The organism is Novosphingobium barchaimii LL02, from assembly GCF_001046635.1.
In the GTDB taxonomy this organism is placed as follows: Bacteria; Pseudomonadota; Alphaproteobacteria; order Sphingomonadales; family Sphingomonadaceae; genus Novosphingobium; species Novosphingobium barchaimii.
The window spans coordinates 41,930-58,795 of sequence record NZ_KQ130460.1 but is presented as its reverse complement, the minus strand read 5'-3'; the positions used below and the strand labels follow the sequence as shown (position 1 = coordinate 58,795).

Here is a 16,866-nt window from a genome sequence, read left to right as displayed (position 1 = left end):
GCTCCCAATAACATGATGGACTGGCGAAAGCGCAGGACGACCGCGCTTTCGCTGTTAGCTTCGGTGAGCCCACGCTGCCTCATTTTTGCGGTCATACTGGCATCGGTCCTCGTGCTTCTTGCCGCTCTTTTGCTCGCCAGGGTTCTATCTCCAGCACAACCGAATGCAGCATCGCGGCTGGTCCCGGACCGCCGAAGCCACGCGTTGTCCGGCAACCATGCGCCGACCGGCGGCGATGCCCCGAAAATCGAACCGCTGTTTTTTGCCGACGTCGATCCCAAGACCGCCCGCCGGCTTAACGCGGCGATCCCTTTCGCCGCCCTCGGTACCGACCGCTCCTTGCCATTTCGCATGAACCGTGACAGCGCCAAATTTCCCCGCGCTCTGGATTGCCTCGCCAGCGCCGTACTCTACGAAGCGGGAAGTGACCGCGCAGGGCAGGCGGCCGTCGCCCAGGTAGTCCTGAACCGGGTGCGTCACCCGGCCTATCCCCACTCAGTCTGCGCCGTCGTCTATCAGGGATCCGAACGCGCGACCGGATGCCAGTTCACATTCACCTGCGACGGCGCACTGGCGCGGATACCCTCGCCCTCCGCTTGGCAGCGTGCCCGCGCCACGGCATTGGCCTTCCTTACGGGAGAGACCGACCCGGCTGTCGGCATGGCCACGCATTATCACACCGATTGGGTGCATCCCTACTGGAGCGCCACGCTCGACAAGATAGCCCGGGTAGACACGCACCTGTTCTTTCGCTGGCGTGGTGGTTGGGGGCGCCAGCACGCTTTCACCTCTCCGCTTGACGATACAGAGCCTTTCGAACCCAAACTGGCCTTCCTGTCTCCCGCACATCGCGGTCCGGTTACGTCGCAATTGGCGACCGTCAACGGCACGTCAGGCGCGCTGGGCTCTGCGGCGACCACCAGCGTTATCGACACGATCAGCACGCGCGAAGGCGATCATTTCATTCTCGTCGATGCCGGCGGTGACGGCGCCAGGCTGGCGATGCTGGGCCTGGGGAAGTGCGCGGGACAAGTCTATTGCAAAGTCGTCGGGTGGGACCGGACTTCGCAAGGCTTCGGCTCTCCCCAAAACCCCGTCATCCGCACTGTCGCCTTCCTCTACGTGACCGACAAGCGCACTGGCGTCGAGATCGTCCTTTGGGACTGCGCCCGCTTCAATCGCCCGTCGGACGCACAGTGCCTGTCGGACGCAAACCGCCGCTGGATCACCTTCAAGGGAGACTTTTCCCATGCCTCCTGAAGTCCGACGGCAGATGGTTCTATGGGGAAATCCCAGGCTCCATCTCAGGGCAATATTCACCATGCCCGCGCATGAAATCCGCCTGATGAAGAACAGCGCAAACATGCACATGACCATGGCTGCGAAAATACAGACCTTGCCCTGGCTGCCTTTATTGCTGTGTTCAGCGATGCCCGCGCCGGTATCGGCAGAGACGCTCGGCGAGGCAATGGCCATCGCCTACCAGCACAACCCCGGCGTCGAAGCGAGCCGTGCTTCCACCCGCGCAGCCGAAGAACGCATGCGTCAGGCCAAGGCCCAGTTCGGCCCCACGCTCACTGCCGACGCCAGCTATCGCTATGCCTGGCGCCGCGTCACGCAGAGCAACGTCACAGTGCTGCGGCAGGATGGCTTTACGCCGCAGCTCTCGCTTTCACTTGACCAGCCGCTGTTTACCTTCGGCCGGCTCAGCGCTCAGCGAAACATCGCGCAAGCCGGATACGGCGCATCGGTTGCTGACATGCACTCCAGCGAGCAGGACCTGATGGCCAACGTGGTCATTGCCTATGCCGCCGTCCTGCGCGACGAGAAACTGGTCGGCATTGCCCGAGAGAACCTATCCCAGCTGACCGAGACGCTCGACCAGATCAACGCCCGCTACACCGCGCGCTACGCCACCGAGACAGACCTGCAGCAGACCCGCAACCGTATCTTCAGCGGCCAGGCGCAGCTGGAGTTGGCGCAAGGCAACCTGCAGGCCAGCCGCAACACTTACCGCAACATCCTGGGCCATTATCCAGATGGGCTGTTGCCGCTACCGCAGTTGCCTCCTCTTCCGCGCTCAATCGAGGAAGCGCAGGCAATGGGCGCTGCATCCAGCCCGGTGCTCGCATCCGCCCGCTTCGACCTTGCCGCAGCGCAAGGCCGGATCGCGCAGGCCCGCGGCAATGCAAGGCCTTATGTCGGGGTTCAGGGCAGTGTCGCCCGTTCATCGCTGACGATCGAAAACGACAATACGCGCGAACTTTCCGCGCAAGTGCAGGTGGGGCTTACCGTGCCGCTTTATTCCGGCGGCCTTCTCTCCGCCCGTATCCGCGAGGCCAAGCAACTGGCAGATGCCGCGACCCAGCAACTGGAACAGACTTCGCGAGGCGTCCGCGAGAACATCGCCAGTTATTGGGACCAACTGTCTGCCGCCCGCCGCGCCCTGCCCGCGTACACCCGTGCCGTCACCGCCGCGCAAAGCGCTCTTGATGGCGCGCAGCAGCAACAGCTTGCCGGGCAGGTAACCTCGCTCGACGTGCTTGACACCGCGCGCGACCTTCTCACTTCGCGCCAGGCACGAGCGCAAGCCGAAGCCCAGCTCTACGTGCAACATGCCTTGCTGCTGGGCGCCATGGGCCAATTGCGCGCGGACAGTTTCGCGCCGGGTACTCCGCCCTTCGATCCGAACGCCTACAACTCGGTTCCCTTCGCGGGGCTGCCGACCGGGCCGCTCGTCGAGATAATCGACTCGGTCGCCGTGGATGATAATTTCAAAGCATCGGCCGTCCAGGTCGAGAACGATGCCGAACCGGACCATGTCATGGCCCCGGAACCCGAAGGGCAATGAAGATGCCGCTCATAATGCGCGGCTTCCGCCCGCAACTCAACACCATCAGGAATTGTTAGAATGGATCCGGCCAGAGAAAACCTGTTCGCCGGAGTTCGGGGAATGCTGCAAGCAGTGCTTCCCGTCCTGTGGCCGATCCTCGCGTTCAGCGCCGTGTTTAACATACTGCTGCTGTCCGGCTCATTCTTCATGTTGCTGGTCTACGACGACGTCCTGGCCAGCCGCAGCGGTGCGACGCTTGCGGGACTGCTGCTCATGGTGACCGTAGCCTATATATTTCAGGGCGCCATCGACGTGATCCGCTCCCGCGTGATGCTGCATACTGGCGCTCAAGCTGATCGCCGCCTGTGCGACCGGCTTTATGATGTAATCAGTCGCCATGAACAGGAAGTTGGCCCCCTGCCCTCCGGCGCTGCGCCGGTGCGCGATCTCGATCTTGTGCGCGGCTACATAACCGGGGCAGGCCCGCTTGCGCTGCTGGACCTTCCCTATGTCCTCATGTTCCTGCTGATCCTGACGCTGTTTCACTGGGTGCTCGGATTAGCCACGCTCGCAGGCGTGCTTGTGATGATCGTGCTGATGGTTTTGGGTGACCGCCAAACCCGGGGGCCCGCTCTACAGGCCGCAGCCGTTACAGCCGCGCGCTTCACCATGGCAGAGGACGTGCGCCGCAACGGTGAAGTTCTACGGGTGCTGGGCATGGGTGGCCGCCGCCGTTCCAGTTGGGACGCAATCAGCCTCAGCCTGATCTCCTCCCACGACGAATTGGCCGGTGCTGCCGGCCGGATGCAAGTGATCGGCAAGGCCTTCCGCCTGTTCCTGCAATCCTTCGTGCTGGCCGTGGGCGCCTTCCTGGTCATCGACGGCGATGCGACCGGCGGTGTCATTATTGCCGGCTCGATCCTGAGTGCGCGTGCCTTGATGCCTGTCGAGCAGACGATCGGGCAATGGAAACCGATGACCGAAGCAAGCCAGGCTTGGCGCCGTCTGACCGGACTGCTGGAACACATACCCCTCCGCGAGGCACCGATGCCGCTACCGCGACCTAAAGCCAGCCTCGAAGTGCAAGGCGTCGTTTGCGCCCCCCCGGGTAGGCAGAAGGTTACCGTCGCAAACGTTTCGTTCCGCCTCTCGGCCGGAGAAGCGCTGGCCGTAATCGGACACAGCGGATCCGGTAAATCGACGCTGATGCGCGCCGTCACTGGTGCATGGCCCTTATTGCGCGGCGCGGTGCGGCTCGACGGTGCCTCTCTGGAGCAATGGGATCCCGTGCTTCTGGGCCGCGACATCGGCTACGTGCCCCAAGCCATCGAACTGTTCGACGGTACGCTCGCGCAGAACATTGCCCGCTTCGAGGCCGAAGCCGACCCCGAGGCGATCATCGCCGCTGCCCGCGCCGCCGACGTTCACGACATGATCGTGGCATTGCCGGGCGGTTACGAGTACGTGCTGGGCGGCCCGGGCGGGGGCGGTCTTTCAGCGGGCCAAAAGCAGCGCATTGCACTGGCCCGCGCGCTCTATGGCAATCCGTTCCTGATCGTACTCGACGAGCCCAATTCCAACCTTGACGCGGCTGGCGAGGACGCCCTTGTCGAGGCTGTGCGCGCCGCCAAACAACGCGGCGCAATCGTAGTCATTGTCGGCCATCGCCCCACCGTCTTCGCCCATGTCGACCACATCATGATCATGGCCGACGGCCAGCTCATGCAAATGGGCGAGCGTACCGAGATGCTCAAGCGCATCAATTTCAATCCGGCGCCGCCATCCCCCTCCACCCAGTCAGCCGAGTAAAGTCCCGTGTCCCAACAGATCGTCATGCAAACCGGAACCTTGCCCGTCCTTCCCGGGCCATACGCGCCGGAAAAAAGCCTGCACAAGGAAGTGCGCGCAGGCGTGTTCCTCTGCGCCGCTCTAGTATTCGGGCTTGGCGGAATGGCGGCTTTCCTGCCGATGACCGGCGCCGTGATCGGGCCGGGAGAGGTCACCGTTTCGACATATGTGAAGGAAATCGGCCATCCCTCTGGCGGCGTCGTCGCTGACATCATGGTGCGCGATGGCGCCCATGTGAAAAAGGGACAGGCGCTGATGCGGCTGGATTCGAAAGTCAGCGGCGCCGCGGCGACTTACACCAGCGAGAATGTCGACCAGTTGCTCGCCCGTGCGGCGCGATTGACGGCCGAGCGGGATAATGCTGCTGGCGTGGTCTTCCCAGCCGAACTCACACGCCGGGCCGGCGATCCCAACATCGCCGCGTTGTTGGAGCAGGAGCGCAAGACCTTCATCCTCCGCCGCGATACACGCAGATCAATGATCGCGCAGCTGGGGCAACGGATCAGCCAAGCCCAGGCCGATGTCGCCAGTTCACGCACCAAGGCGCAAAGCTTCAACGATCAGGCGACGCTTATAAACGACGAACTCGACGCCACGCGCAAGCTCTACCAAAAGCGCTATACCACGCTCGACCGGCTGAACGCCCTGGAACGCTCGGCCTCAGGTCTCGCGGCTGAGGCCGGCAGCGCCCGCGAAGGTGCAGTCTCCGGTGTCGCGCGCATCGGCGAACTGCGTTTGCAGATGGGATCGATCGACGCGGAAGCGCGCAGCACGGCAGCTGCTGAACTGATGGACGTCTTGGCGCGTGTGAGCGAACTTCGTCGGGCCTTTGTAGCTGCCGATGACAGCTACGAACGTGCGGTAATCCGCGCCCCGCAGGCGGGCGTAGTCGACAAGCTCGCTTATCGCACCGTGGGCGGTATCGTCCCTGCAGGACAGACCATCCTCGAGATCGTTCCTGACGATGACAACATGATCGTCGAAGCTACCATTTCGCCCGTGGATATCGACCAGGTGCATGCAGGCCAAACGGCCACGGTGCGTTTCAGCGCCTTTTCCACCCGGACGACGCCGGAACTGATCGGCACGGTCACGCATGTCTCCGCTGACCGGACCGACGACAAGACGACCCACAGCGCCTTCTACCGAGTAACCGTGGCGCTTGGCAGGGCGGAAATCGCCAAGCTGGGCGAATTACGGCTGAGGCCGGGAATGCCGGCAGAAACTTTCATCCAAACTGGTCGCCGCACCATGCTCAGTTACATTCTCAAGCCACTGTCCGATCAGTTCAAACGCGCATTCCGCGAGGGTTGAAACCCGTTCTAGAAACAATTGAAACCCCAATCCTCGCATTGTGTCCATGCAAAGTCGCCGCATGGCTTCCACCGGGTCTCAGCCCAAGGCGATCACGAACATTCGGCGATTCGGGTAAACGAGATCAACCTTGCTTCCTGCGAGTACGCCAATCGATTGTATAAATCCAAGACTAGTCAGGGTTGAACGAGACTTCTTTAATCAGGAGCGAGGAATGATCCGGTTTGAAGAATTAATTTTTCGCATCATTCATTATGGATGTTTGAAAATATCGCCCATTCGGCGGATTCATGGGGGCATGCTTTTCAAAACCGAAACACGGGCCGATGAATAGATTGTAATCGGACAGATTATTCATGCCGCATTGCAGCAAGACCTTATTGACCACTCTTTAACTTGTATTACCATGCGATAAACCAATAAGGATGTCGGGCGCCAAGCAAGATTTCCGTTACCTAACAGATGGATGGATCGATGGAAGCTCTCTCGACTCATTATGGCGATACAGCGGGGAACGGGGCTGTGGCACCCTTCACTATTTACCAGAATCTCCCCAGTCGCGGCGGCGCCGCAAGTGTAACTGGAACACCTTTCATTACTCTTCAGCCCGGGGATGAAGCCGGCCTCGTCAGATCGGAAAACGCAGCCGCAAGGGCTACGTCCAGCGGAAGGGTGTTCGACATTACCGTAGCGTTCCTTGCCATTCTGGTGTTCCTTCCGTTCCTGATCTTGGCCGCAATCGCAATCAAGCTATCTGCGCCGGGACCTGTCCTCTTCGTGCAGCGACGGGTCGGGTGCGACGGGAGGCTGTTTCCCTGCCTAAAGTTCCGCAGCATGGTGGTGAATTCGCAGGAAGTGCTGAACGCAGTCCTCGAATCATCGCCGGAAGCGCGCCTGGAATGGGAGCGCGACCAGAAGTTGCGCAGCGATCCGCGCATCACGCCAATCGGTGCGATCCTGCGCAAAAGCAGCCTCGACGAATTGCCACAGCTTTTCAACATCCTCGCCGGCCATATGAGCATCGTTGGGCCGCGCCCAATCATCGAAGCCGAAATTCGCCGTTACGGGCCACGTTTCAACGCTTATTGCTCAGTTCGCCCCGGTCTGACCGGCCTGTGGCAAGTCAGCGGTCGCAATGAGGTTTCCTATGAGGCCCGCGTCCGGCTCGACGCTCTCTACGCCCTGCGCAAGTCTCTGTTCTACGACCTCTCGATCTGCCTGCGCACTGTTCCTGCTGTACTGGCCTCGCGGGGGGTCTACTGACCAACATGGCGTTTTCTCCAAGGATAAAAGCAGCCAGGCAATGACCGCAGAAGCCACATCGACTCAGCAAGTCAATTTGCAAATGTCAGCAGGCGGTCAAGATAGTGAACATCAGGCCGCTCACTTTGCAGCTCCTCGCGTGTCAGCGCGGGAAGCGATGGAGCGAGCAATCTTCCTTGCACGCAAGTTAAATTACAGAATTGCAGGATCGGTATCCGGCAATGAAGAGAGAGATTTGACTGTCGAGCATTACCCCAACTTTCAAGGCATCGTGATCGCAGCGAAATAGTACCGCCTTATGGCCCGATCTTGACGCATCGAGCAGCCCGATCGATGCGAAAGGCGAAGGGAACATTTTCGTCCTCGGCAGCGCAATTGAGCCACCCCTCACCCGCCCTCTCCCAATCGGTAACCGCCATTGCACCGCCTTCGCGAGTGAGCCAACGAACTGGTGCCGGAAAGCGTTCATAGCAGGAGAGGTGCGCTGCTCGCTCCGCCGACAGGGCGCCGACATAGTTTTCCAAGTCTTGATCGCGGCCCACCCAGTCAACCCATCCGATCGCATTATCCTGACAATAGCCATTGTTATTGCCCTGCTGCGTGCGACCGAATTCGTCTCCAGCGGTGAGCATAATCGTACCTGAAGATGCAAAAAGCGTCCCGAGCAAGGCTTTGATATCCACCCTTCGCGCCGCGATCACGGCCGCGTCGTCACTCGGACCTTCAACGCCATTGTTCCAGCTGAAGTTTTCGCCGTGGCCGTCCCGATTTTGTTCACCATTCGCCCAGTTATGGCGCTGTTCATAGGCGACCATATCAGCCAACGTGAATCCATCATGGGCAGCTAGGAAATTTACCGATCGGCATCCCCTATCGCTTTGCTGACCGAATATGTCTGATGAACCCGCAAGCCGCGTCGCCAGTGCCCCAATACCGCCCTCACCTTTCCAAAATCGGCGGACATCGTCGCGGAAGCGGTCGTTCCATTCCAGCCAGTTCTCGGGAAATTGACCGAGTTGATAGCCGCCTGGACCGATGTCCCACGGCTCAGCAATGAAAATGCGGTCAGCCAGTGACGCGTCGGCGGAAATCTCAGCGAAAATCGGGGCGGCGGGATCAAACCCGGGGCCTCTTGCCAATACCGGGGCTAGATCGAAGCGAAAACCGTCTACCCCGCAATGGACAACGAAATGGCGCATCGTATCGACAGTCAGGCGGCGCACGGCGGGATTTGAAAAGTCCAGCGTATTGCCACAGCCGGTATCGTTGATCAGATCACCGTTGGGCGCGCGCGAATAAGCAGCGTCGTCCAGTCCGCGCAGCGACAATATGCCGCCCGCCGTGTCGCTCTCGCCCGAGTGGTTGAACACGAGGTCGAGCAGTACGCCAATCCCCTCTGCGTGCAGCGCGGCAACAGTATCACGCAGTTCGGCCACGCCGCCGGGGCACAGGCCAGGGTCAAGCGCCATCATGGCGATCGGATTATAACCCCAGGAATTGACGAGGCCCAGCGACGGCAAATGACGCTCGTCGATCCAGGCGACTACCGGCATCAACTCTACGGCAGTAACTTTGATCTTCTTCAAATAACCCAGCACCGCCGGGTGAGCCAGCGCAGCGACTGTGCCGCGCAGGGACTCCGGCACATCGGGGTGCAGCATTGTAAATGCCCGCACATTGAGTTCGTAGACAAGGCCGCCGCGGGCAAAACGGGGGCGCTCGGGCGTCAGAGCAATGAGCGGCGAAGGTACGACCGCACGCGGGGCGATATCCGCGGTATCTTCCCCAAAGAGGGCCAAGCGAGGATCTTGCACGAAGCGGCGGTCCAATGCGACAGCATAGGGGTCTACCAGCAGCTTGGCCGGATCGAACCACAGCCCCTTGTCCGGCGCCCATTCCCCGGCAGCGCGATAGCCGTACCGAGTACCGGCCAAGTCGCCGGGTAGTGTAATGGTCCAGTCCGACCCGCCTCGCTCCATCAAGTGCCGGGTTTCCACATCTCCATCAAAGCGGCAGAGCCAGACCCTGTGCGCATGGGGCGAGCGCACCGCGAAGCGGGTCCGCCCCCCTTCAACATGCGCGCCGAGCATGGTCATGCGATCAGCGCGGCATATAGGTCCGCGTAAGCCCTTCCGCTGGCCTTCCACGAGAAGTCGCACTTCATCGCATTTTTCTGGAGGCGCACCCATACGTCCTGCTGGCTATAGAGCGCTACGGTGCGGGTAAGCGCCGCTGCGAGGGCGTGGTAGGAGACGCCATCGAATTGCACCCCGGTCGCGCAGCCCGCAGCGAGTGCGGCGGGATTGGCGTCTATCACCGTGTCGGCAAGACCTCCGGTGCGCGCGACCACGGGCAGACAGCCATAGGCGAGGCCGTAAAGCTGCGTCAGGCCGCAAGGTTCAAACCGCGAGGGGATGATAATCGCATCGCCGCCCGCCTGCATCCGATGCGACAGCGACTCGTCATATCCCACGCGGATACCGATGCGGCCAGGATGACGAGCTGCAGCTTTGAAAAGGTCGCGCTCGATCGTGGCATCCCCTGAGCCGAGCAGCGCCAGCCTCCCGCCGATGCCGACCAGATGGTCGATCACTTCAGGCAGCACGTCCATGCCCTTTTGCCAGGTCAGACGGGTAACGACGATGAACAGTGGTCCATCCCCTGCATCCAGACCAAACTCAGCCTCAAGTGCGCGTTTGTTGGCCCGGCGCTTGTCGAGAGACCGATGACTGTAACGGGCGGCAAGCGAAAGATCACCAGCTGGATCCCATACTTTCGCGTCGATGCCGTTGAGGATGCCGTGAACCGAGTTACCGCGCTCCACGATCACGCCCTCAAGACCCATGCCGAAGGTGGCTGAGCGTATTTCTCGCGCATATGTCGGGCTGACGGTGGTGATCGCATTGGCGCTGGCAAGGCCTGCCTTCAGCATGCCTACCCCTCCGTGGTATTCGACGCCGTCGAGAGCCCAGGCCTCTGCGGGAAGGCTGAGCTGAGGGAAAACCTCAGGGCCGGACCAGCCTTGGAAAGCCATGTTGTGAATGGTGATGACAGAAGGTGTACGGGTCGCCCCATAAGGTGCGTAGCGCAAGTAGGCGGGGGCCAGCGCGGCCTGCCAATCATGCGCGTGGACGAGGTCGAAACTCTGCTGCTTGCCCCGCTTGACCAAGGCGCCACCCGCGATGTCGGCCGCGGCTCGGCCAAGAGCCGCAAAACGCTGCCAGTTGTCGGCCCAATCGCGACCTGCCGCGTCGGTATAGGGAGCGCCTTCACGGGCGAAGAGCGCCGGGGCGTCGAGCACCAACAGCGGGTGGCCGCCTTCCAGCGTGCCGGAGAGCAAGCGCGCCGGCGTTCCAAGCAACGAATCCCAGGCGTGGACCGCTCTCGGCCGGTTCAATGCTGAGACTACAGATGGATAGCCGGGCAGCAGGGTCGTCGTTTCCACCCCATGCGGGGCGAGAGCGCCGGGAAGCGCCCCCACAACATCCGCGAGCCCACCGGTCTTGACCAACGGGACCGCTTCGGAAGCGACCGAAAGGACCTTGATCGTCATGCCGCCATCACAGCCCCAGTCGATCTATCATCGGCTTGGTGATGAGGCACACTCCATTCTCGGTGCGTCGAAAGCGACGGGCGTCAAGCTCGGGGTCTTCGCCCACCACGAGGCCTTCGGGAATGCGGACACCGGAGTCGATGATGACACGGCTCAAACGCGCGCTGCGGCCAATGTTGCTGTACGGCAGGATGACGGCCTCATCTACACACGAGAAACTGCCCATCTTCACACCCGTCATCAGCAACGAACGCCGGGCGAGCGCGCCGGACACGATGCAGTCGTTGGAGATCAGCGATGAGATCGCATGGCCGCGCCGGCCTTCCTCGTCGTGGACGAACTTGGCGGGGGCGGCGACCACCGCGTCGGACCAGATCGGCCATTCGCGGTCGTACATGTCGAGCTGCGGGACGGTGTCGGTCAGGTCGAGGTTGGAATCGAAGTAGGCGTCCAGCGTGCCTGCATCGCGCCAGTATTCGCCGATTTCCTCGGCCGCGCGGATGCAGCTGTCGGTGAAGCGGTGGGCCTGCGCCTTGCCGTGCTTGACGATGTAGGGGATGAGATCGCTGCCAAAATCGCGCTTGCTGTCGGGATCGGCGGCGTCGCGGCGCAGTTGGTCGAACAGAAACTCGGTGTTGAAGACGTAGATGCCCATCGAGGCGAGCGCCATGTCCTCCTGCCCTGGAATGCCCGGCGGATCTGCCGGCTTTTCCACGAATGCAGTGATCCGGTCGGCGTTGTCGACGTGCATGACGCCGAACTCGGTCGCCTCCATGCGCGGCACCACCAGGCAGCCCACCGTCACGTCCGCGCCCGAGTTGACGTGCTGCTGCAGCATCAGCTCGTAATCCATCTTGTAGACGTGGTCGCCCGCCAGGATGACCATGTATTTGGGATCGTGTACCGCGATGATATCGATGTTCTGGTAGACCGCGTCCGCCGTGCCTTCGTACCATAGCAGTTCGGAAATGCGCTGGCTGGCCGGCAGAATGTCGAAGCTCTCGTTACGCTCGGGGCGCATGAAATTCCACGCACGCTGCATGTGCCGGATAAGGCTATGCGCCTTGTACTGCGTGGCGACGCCGATGCGGCGAATACCCGAGTTGATGGCGTTCGACAGCGCGAAATCGATAATGCGCGCCTTGCCGCCGAAATAGACCGCAGGCTTCGCCCGGTTGTCGGTCAATTCCTTGAGGCGGCTACCGCGCCCGCCGGCAAGGACGTAGGCCATGGCATCGCGCGCCAGCGGCCCAGACGGGGTTCTCATCGTTCGCTCTCCATTGGCCGCGCCTGCCGTTTGATTGTTGAAGTCATCTGATCCCGGTGTTCAACCGGCGAATTCTAGCATTATCGTCGCAAGAGGCGGCAGCGTGACTGTCGCACGCCCGTCCACCGACTTCACCTGTCCGAGATTGCCCTTGCCAGTGCCCCCGTAATGCACGGAATCGCTGTTCAGGATCTCGTTCCACTTGCCCGCCAACGGCAATGGCACACTGTAATTCGTGTGCATCGTCGGCGTCATGTTGGCGATCACCGCCACCGGGTTCACGCCCGGCGCCTTGCGCAGCCAAGCGAACACCGAATTTTCGGAATCGTCGACCACAAGCCATTCGAAGCCATCACCTTCGCAATCGCCCGCATGAAGTGCTGGCTTGGTGCGGTAGAGACGGTTCAAATCCTTCACCAGGTTACGAATACCTTCATGGGCTGGAGCGCCGAGCAAGTCCCAATCAAGCGCGCGCTCCTCGCTCCATTCGCGGCGCTGTGCGAACTCCTGACCCATGAACAGAAGCTTCTTGCCAGGATATCCCCACATGAACGCGTAATAGGCGCGAAGGTTCGCAAATTTCTGCCAATCATCGCCGCTCATTTTGCCGAGTAGCGAACCCTTGCCGTGTACCACTTCGTCGTGGCTGAGCGGCAGCACGTAATTTTCCGAGAAAGCGTAAACTAGCCCGAAGGTCAGGTCATCGTGGTGGTAACGCCGGTGCACCGCATCGCGCGACATGTAGCGCAGCGTGTCGTGCATGAAGCCCATGTTCCACTTGAAACCGAAGCCGAGCGCGGTCTCCTTGCCCTTGCCGTCGCCTTCATAGGCGGGTTGGGTGACGCCGGGCCAGGAGGTGGATTCCTCCGCCATGGTCATGAAGCCGGGGTGCTGGCCGTAGAGCGCGCGGTTGGTGGCGCGCAGGAACTCCACCGCCTCCCAGTTTTCGCGCCCGCCTTCCTGATTTGGTATCCACTCTCCCGCTTTTCGCGAATAATCGCGGTAGAGCATAGAGGCGACCGCATCCACACGCAGACCGTCGACATGATAACGCTCAGCCCAGAACAGCGCGTTGTTGAGCAGGAAGCTCTGCACTTCGCGGCGCCCGAAGTTGTAGATCAGCGTATTCCAGTCGGGCTGGAAGCCAAGTCGGGGGTCTTCGTGTTCGTACAGCGCGGTGCCGTCGAACCGGACAAGGCCGTGATCGTCCTGCGGGAAATGCGCAGGCACCCAGTCGAGCAGCACGCCGATGCCGGCACGGTGGGCGCCGTCCACGAAGCGGGCAAAGCCGGCGGGTTCGCCAAACCGCGAGGACGGGGCGAACAGCCCGGTCGCCTGATACCCCCACGACGGATCGTAGGGATGCTCGCTGATCGGCATGAACTCGATATGGGTGAAGCCCATCTCGACGACATAGGGGATGAGCTGATCGGCCATGGTGTCCCAGTCGAGAAACCAGTTCCAGCGATCGCGGCGCCACGATCCTGCGTGGACCTCGTAGATCGAGATCGGCACCTTGCGCGCATCGACCGAGGCCCAGTGCGCGCGGTGCCCCTCATCGCCCCAGTCCACTTTGGCGGGCACGGCGGTCATCGAGGCGTTGTTCGGCCGGATTTCGGCCATGAAGGCGAACGGATCGGCCTTCAGCGGCTGCACCGATCCATCGGCGCCGACGATGTGGTACTTGTAGGCGCGGTAATCGGCGATATCGGGAATGAAGATTTCCCAGACGCCGATGTCCGTGCGGCTGCGCATCACATGGCGCCCTGCGTCCCAGTCGTTGAAATCGCCCACCACGCTGACCAGCACGGCGTTGGGCGCCCAGACGGCGAAGTGGACGCCCGATGCGCCCTCATGATCGATCAGGTGTGCGCCCAGCTTGTCGAACAAGCGGAAATGCGTGCCTTGCGCGATCAACAGGTCGTCGACCGGGCCCAGCACCGGACCAAAGGTGTACGGGTCGGTAACCAGCCAGTCGCTGCCGCGCGCGGTGCAGCGGTAGCGGATCGGCTGCGGCGTTACAGGCAGGCGCGCCTCGAAGAGGAAACGATCGTCCACCTTGTCTAGAGTGCCGAGACGGGCACCGTCGAGGCTGAACGCCTCGACCGTCTCCGCGCCCGGCAGGATCGCGCGCAAGGTGGTGCCATCAGGTCCGGGATGGGTGCCGAGAAGCGAGAACGGGTCTGCGTTGGTTCCTTGAAGCAGGGAATCGATGGCGTTTTCGGATGGCTTCACAGAACTTTCCAGATGTCCTTGGCATATTCACCGATGGTCCGGTCTGATGAGAACCACCCGACGTTGGCAATGTTCCTGATCGCCGAGGTGCGCCAGCCTGCGGTGTCCACCCAGCGCGCGTCGACCTGGCGCTGCGCGGCGGCGTAAGCGTCGAAATCGGCGGCGCACATGAACCAGTCATGGTCGTAGAGACCGTTCACCAGCCCTTCGTAACGCCCCGGATCGTCGGGCGAGAACACCCCGGACGAGATGGCCGAAAGTGCCTGCGCCAGTTCGCGCGAACCTTCGATGACTTCGCGCGGGTTATAGCCGTCGGCGCGCTTGGCGGCGACTTCCTCGGCAGTGAGGCCGAAGATCACGATGTTGTCGTCGCCGACGTGATCCTTGATCTCGACGTTGGCACCGTCGAGCGTGCCGATGGTGAGCGCGCCGTTCATCGCGAACTTCATGTTCCCGGTGCCCGAGGCTTCCATGCCGGCGGTGGAAATCTGCTCCGACAGATCGGCTGCGGGAATGATCCGCTCAGCCAGGCTGACATTGTAGTTGGGCACGTAGACGACCTTGAGCAGCCCGCCGACCGAGGGGTCGGAATTCACGCGCCGGGCGATGTCGTTGGCCAGTTTGATGATGAGCTTGGCGTTGTGATAGCTGGGCGCCGCCTTGCCGCCGAAAATCTTCACGCGCGGCACCCACTCCTGCTCCGGATGGCTGCGGATCTGGTCGTAGAGGGCGACCGTCTCGATCAGGTTGAGCAACTGGCGCTTGTATTCATGGATACGCTTGATCTGCACGTCGAACATGGCATCGGGATCAAGGCGGATGCCTATGGTCTTGCGGATATGGTCCGCCAGCGCGACTTTGTTGGCACGCTTCACCTCGCCGATACGCTCGCCCAGCGCGGCGTCCTCTGCCAGCGCATTGAGGTCGGTGAGCCTGGCCGCGTCATCAAGGAATTCCGGGCCGATGGCGTCGGTGATGACTTGGGTAAGACCCGGATTGCACTGCTGCAGCCAGCGGCGCGGGGTGACGCCGTTGGTCTTGTTGTTGATGCGCGTGGGGTAAAGCGCGTGGAGATCCGCGAAGACCGTCTCCTTCATCAGGTCGGTGTGCAGCGCGGCCACGCCGTTGATCGAGTGCGCGCCCACGAAGGCAAGGTTCGCCATGCGTACACGGCGCTCCCCGCTCTCGTCGATGAGCGAGATCGCGGCGATCTGGGCGTCCGTCAGACCGGCCTTGCGCGCCTCGCGCAGGACGCGGCTGTTGATCGCATAGATGATCTGCATGTGGCGCGGCAGCAACCGTTCGAACAGCGGCAGCGGCCAGGTTTCCAGTGCCTCGGGAAGCAGGGTGTGGTTGGTGTAGGAGATGGTCTTCTTGCACACCTCCCAGGCCTCGCCGAACTCAAGCCCGTGGACGTCGACCATCAGGCGCATCAGTTCCGCCACCGCCACCGAGGGATGCGTATCGTTGAGCTGGATCGCGGCCTTTTCCGGCAAGGTGCGGATATCGCCGGCGTACTGGACATGGCGGCGCACGATGTCCTGGATCGATGCGGCGGTGAAGAAATACTCCTGCCGCAGGCGCAGTTCCTGGCCGGACGGGCTGGAGTCGGCGGGATAAAGCACGCGCACGAGGCTTTCGGCGCGCATCTGCTCGGCCAGCGCGCCGAGGTGGTCGCCGGCGTTGAAAGCATCCAGCTTGAGCGGGTCGATCGGGTTCGCGGTCCACAGGCGCAGCGTGTTCACGCGCTTGCCCTTCCAGCCGACGACGGGGGTGTCGACGGCGGTGGCTTCCACCTTCTCGGACGGGTTCCAGATCACGCCGTCGCCCTGCGCGGCAACTTCACCGCCGAAGCCGACGAGGTAAGTGCTCTCCACCCGCTCGAATTCCCAAGGATTGCCATGGGCCAGCCAGGTTTCAGGCAGTTCGACCTGCCAGCCATCCTCAATGCGCTGGCGAAACATGCCGTTCATATAGCGGATGCCGTAGCCATATGCAGGGATGTCGAGGGTGGCGAGGCTCTCCATGAAGCAGGCCGCCAGTCGCCCGAGGCCGCCGTTGCCCAGCGCGGCGTCCGGTTCCATCTCTTCCAGTTCGGCAAGGTCGAGGCCGTGGGCTGCGAGCGCCTTTTCCATCTCGCGCGTCATGCCCATGTTGGACAGGGCGTCGCGCAGCAGGCGGCCGATCAGGAACTCCATCGAGAGATAGTAGACCCGCTTGTCACCGGCATCGTAAGTACGGCGCGTGGATTCGAACCAGGGGTCGATGATCTCGTCGCGCAGCGCATAGATCGCGGCTCTGTACCAGTCGTGCTGCTTTGCCGCACGTTCGTCCTTGCCGACCCGGTTGCGCAGCACGCGCATGATGTGCTTGTCGAAATCGGATGGGGCTGTCGGCTTGGTGTCGGACACGGGTTCGCTGGCCACGAAAGCTCTCCTTGACAGGTCGCCACAGCGCCATTTTCGGCGCGTCGTGACGACGCCGGTTATCGCCAGGTCAGGGGGCGACCTCCCCCCTCTCCCACTCTTCCGCATCATGGCTAGCACAGGGTTA

11 protein-coding genes are annotated in these 16,866 nt (G+C 62.0%); 6 read left to right on the top strand and 5 right to left on the bottom strand.

Features of this window, described 5'->3' with window-relative positions; genetic code table 11:
• Positions 1 to 204: 204 nt before the first annotated feature.
• The 6 genes from V474_RS22595 to V474_RS25875 all read left to right on the top strand — a co-directional run bounded on the left by V474_RS22595 (position 205) and on the right by V474_RS25875 (position 7,547).
• Positions 205 to 1,260, top strand: a complete 1,056-nt coding sequence (locus tag V474_RS22595) for a cell wall hydrolase (protein WP_059153483.1) — start codon at positions 205 to 207, stop codon at positions 1,258 to 1,260.
• Positions 1,261 to 1,345: 85 nt separating this feature from the next.
• Complete coding sequence (locus V474_RS22590; protein WP_236711404.1) at positions 1,346 to 2,851, top strand: TolC family outer membrane protein; 1,506 nt, start codon at positions 1,346 to 1,348, stop codon at positions 2,849 to 2,851.
• A gap of 60 nt (positions 2,852 to 2,911) precedes the next feature.
• A complete protein-coding gene (locus V474_RS22585) occupies positions 2,912 to 4,642 on the top strand; it encodes a type I secretion system permease/ATPase (protein ID WP_059153481.1) in 1,731 nt (576 codons plus the stop codon).
• A gap of 39 nt (positions 4,643 to 4,681) precedes the next feature.
• Entirely contained in the window at positions 4,682 to 5,995 is a 1,314-nt protein-coding gene (locus V474_RS22580; protein ID WP_236711403.1) for an HlyD family type I secretion periplasmic adaptor subunit, read from the top strand.
• Between the two features lie 672 nt (positions 5,996 to 6,667).
• On the top strand, positions 6,668 to 7,258 hold the full coding sequence (locus V474_RS22575) for a sugar transferase (protein ID WP_059153480.1): 591 nt from the start codon (positions 6,668 to 6,670) through the stop codon (positions 7,256 to 7,258).
• A gap of 40 nt (positions 7,259 to 7,298) precedes the next feature.
• Entirely contained in the window at positions 7,299 to 7,547 is a 249-nt protein-coding gene (locus V474_RS25875; protein ID WP_148649522.1) for a hypothetical protein, read from the top strand.
• A gap of 7 nt (positions 7,548 to 7,554) precedes the next feature.
• On the opposite strand, the gene glgX is transcribed toward V474_RS25875, so the two are convergent.
• Genes glgX through V474_RS22550 form a run of 5 tightly spaced genes read right to left on the bottom strand, consistent with a single transcriptional unit; the run spans position 7,555 to position 16,739 of the window.
• Positions 7,555 to 9,354, bottom strand: a complete 1,800-nt coding sequence (glgX, locus tag V474_RS22570) for a glycogen debranching protein GlgX (RefSeq protein ID WP_059153479.1) — start codon at positions 9,352 to 9,354, stop codon at positions 7,555 to 7,557.
• Positions 9,351 to 10,811: a glycogen synthase GlgA gene (glgA, locus tag V474_RS22565; protein WP_059153478.1), complete on the bottom strand. Its 1,461-nt coding sequence runs from the start codon at positions 10,809 to 10,811 to the stop codon at positions 9,351 to 9,353. Before glgA ends, glgX begins: the two co-directional genes overlap by 4 nt.
• A 7-nt stretch (positions 10,812 to 10,818) precedes the next feature.
• Complete coding sequence (gene glgC / locus V474_RS22560) at positions 10,819 to 12,078, bottom strand: glucose-1-phosphate adenylyltransferase (RefSeq protein WP_082699976.1); 1,260 nt, start codon at positions 12,076 to 12,078, stop codon at positions 10,819 to 10,821.
• A 60-nt stretch (positions 12,079 to 12,138) separates the two neighbouring features.
• Positions 12,139 to 14,313, bottom strand: a complete 2,175-nt coding sequence (gene glgB, locus V474_RS22555) for a 1,4-alpha-glucan branching protein GlgB (protein ID WP_059153476.1) — start codon at positions 14,311 to 14,313, stop codon at positions 12,139 to 12,141.
• Positions 14,310 to 16,739 carry a glycogen/starch/alpha-glucan phosphorylase gene (locus V474_RS22550; RefSeq protein WP_059153475.1) on the bottom strand — a complete coding sequence of 810 codons (2,430 nt, stop codon included), beginning with the start codon at positions 16,737 to 16,739 and terminating at the stop codon, positions 14,310 to 14,312. The genes glgB and V474_RS22550 overlap by 4 nt, the downstream gene beginning before the upstream one ends.
• Positions 16,740 to 16,866: the final 127 nt, after the last annotated feature.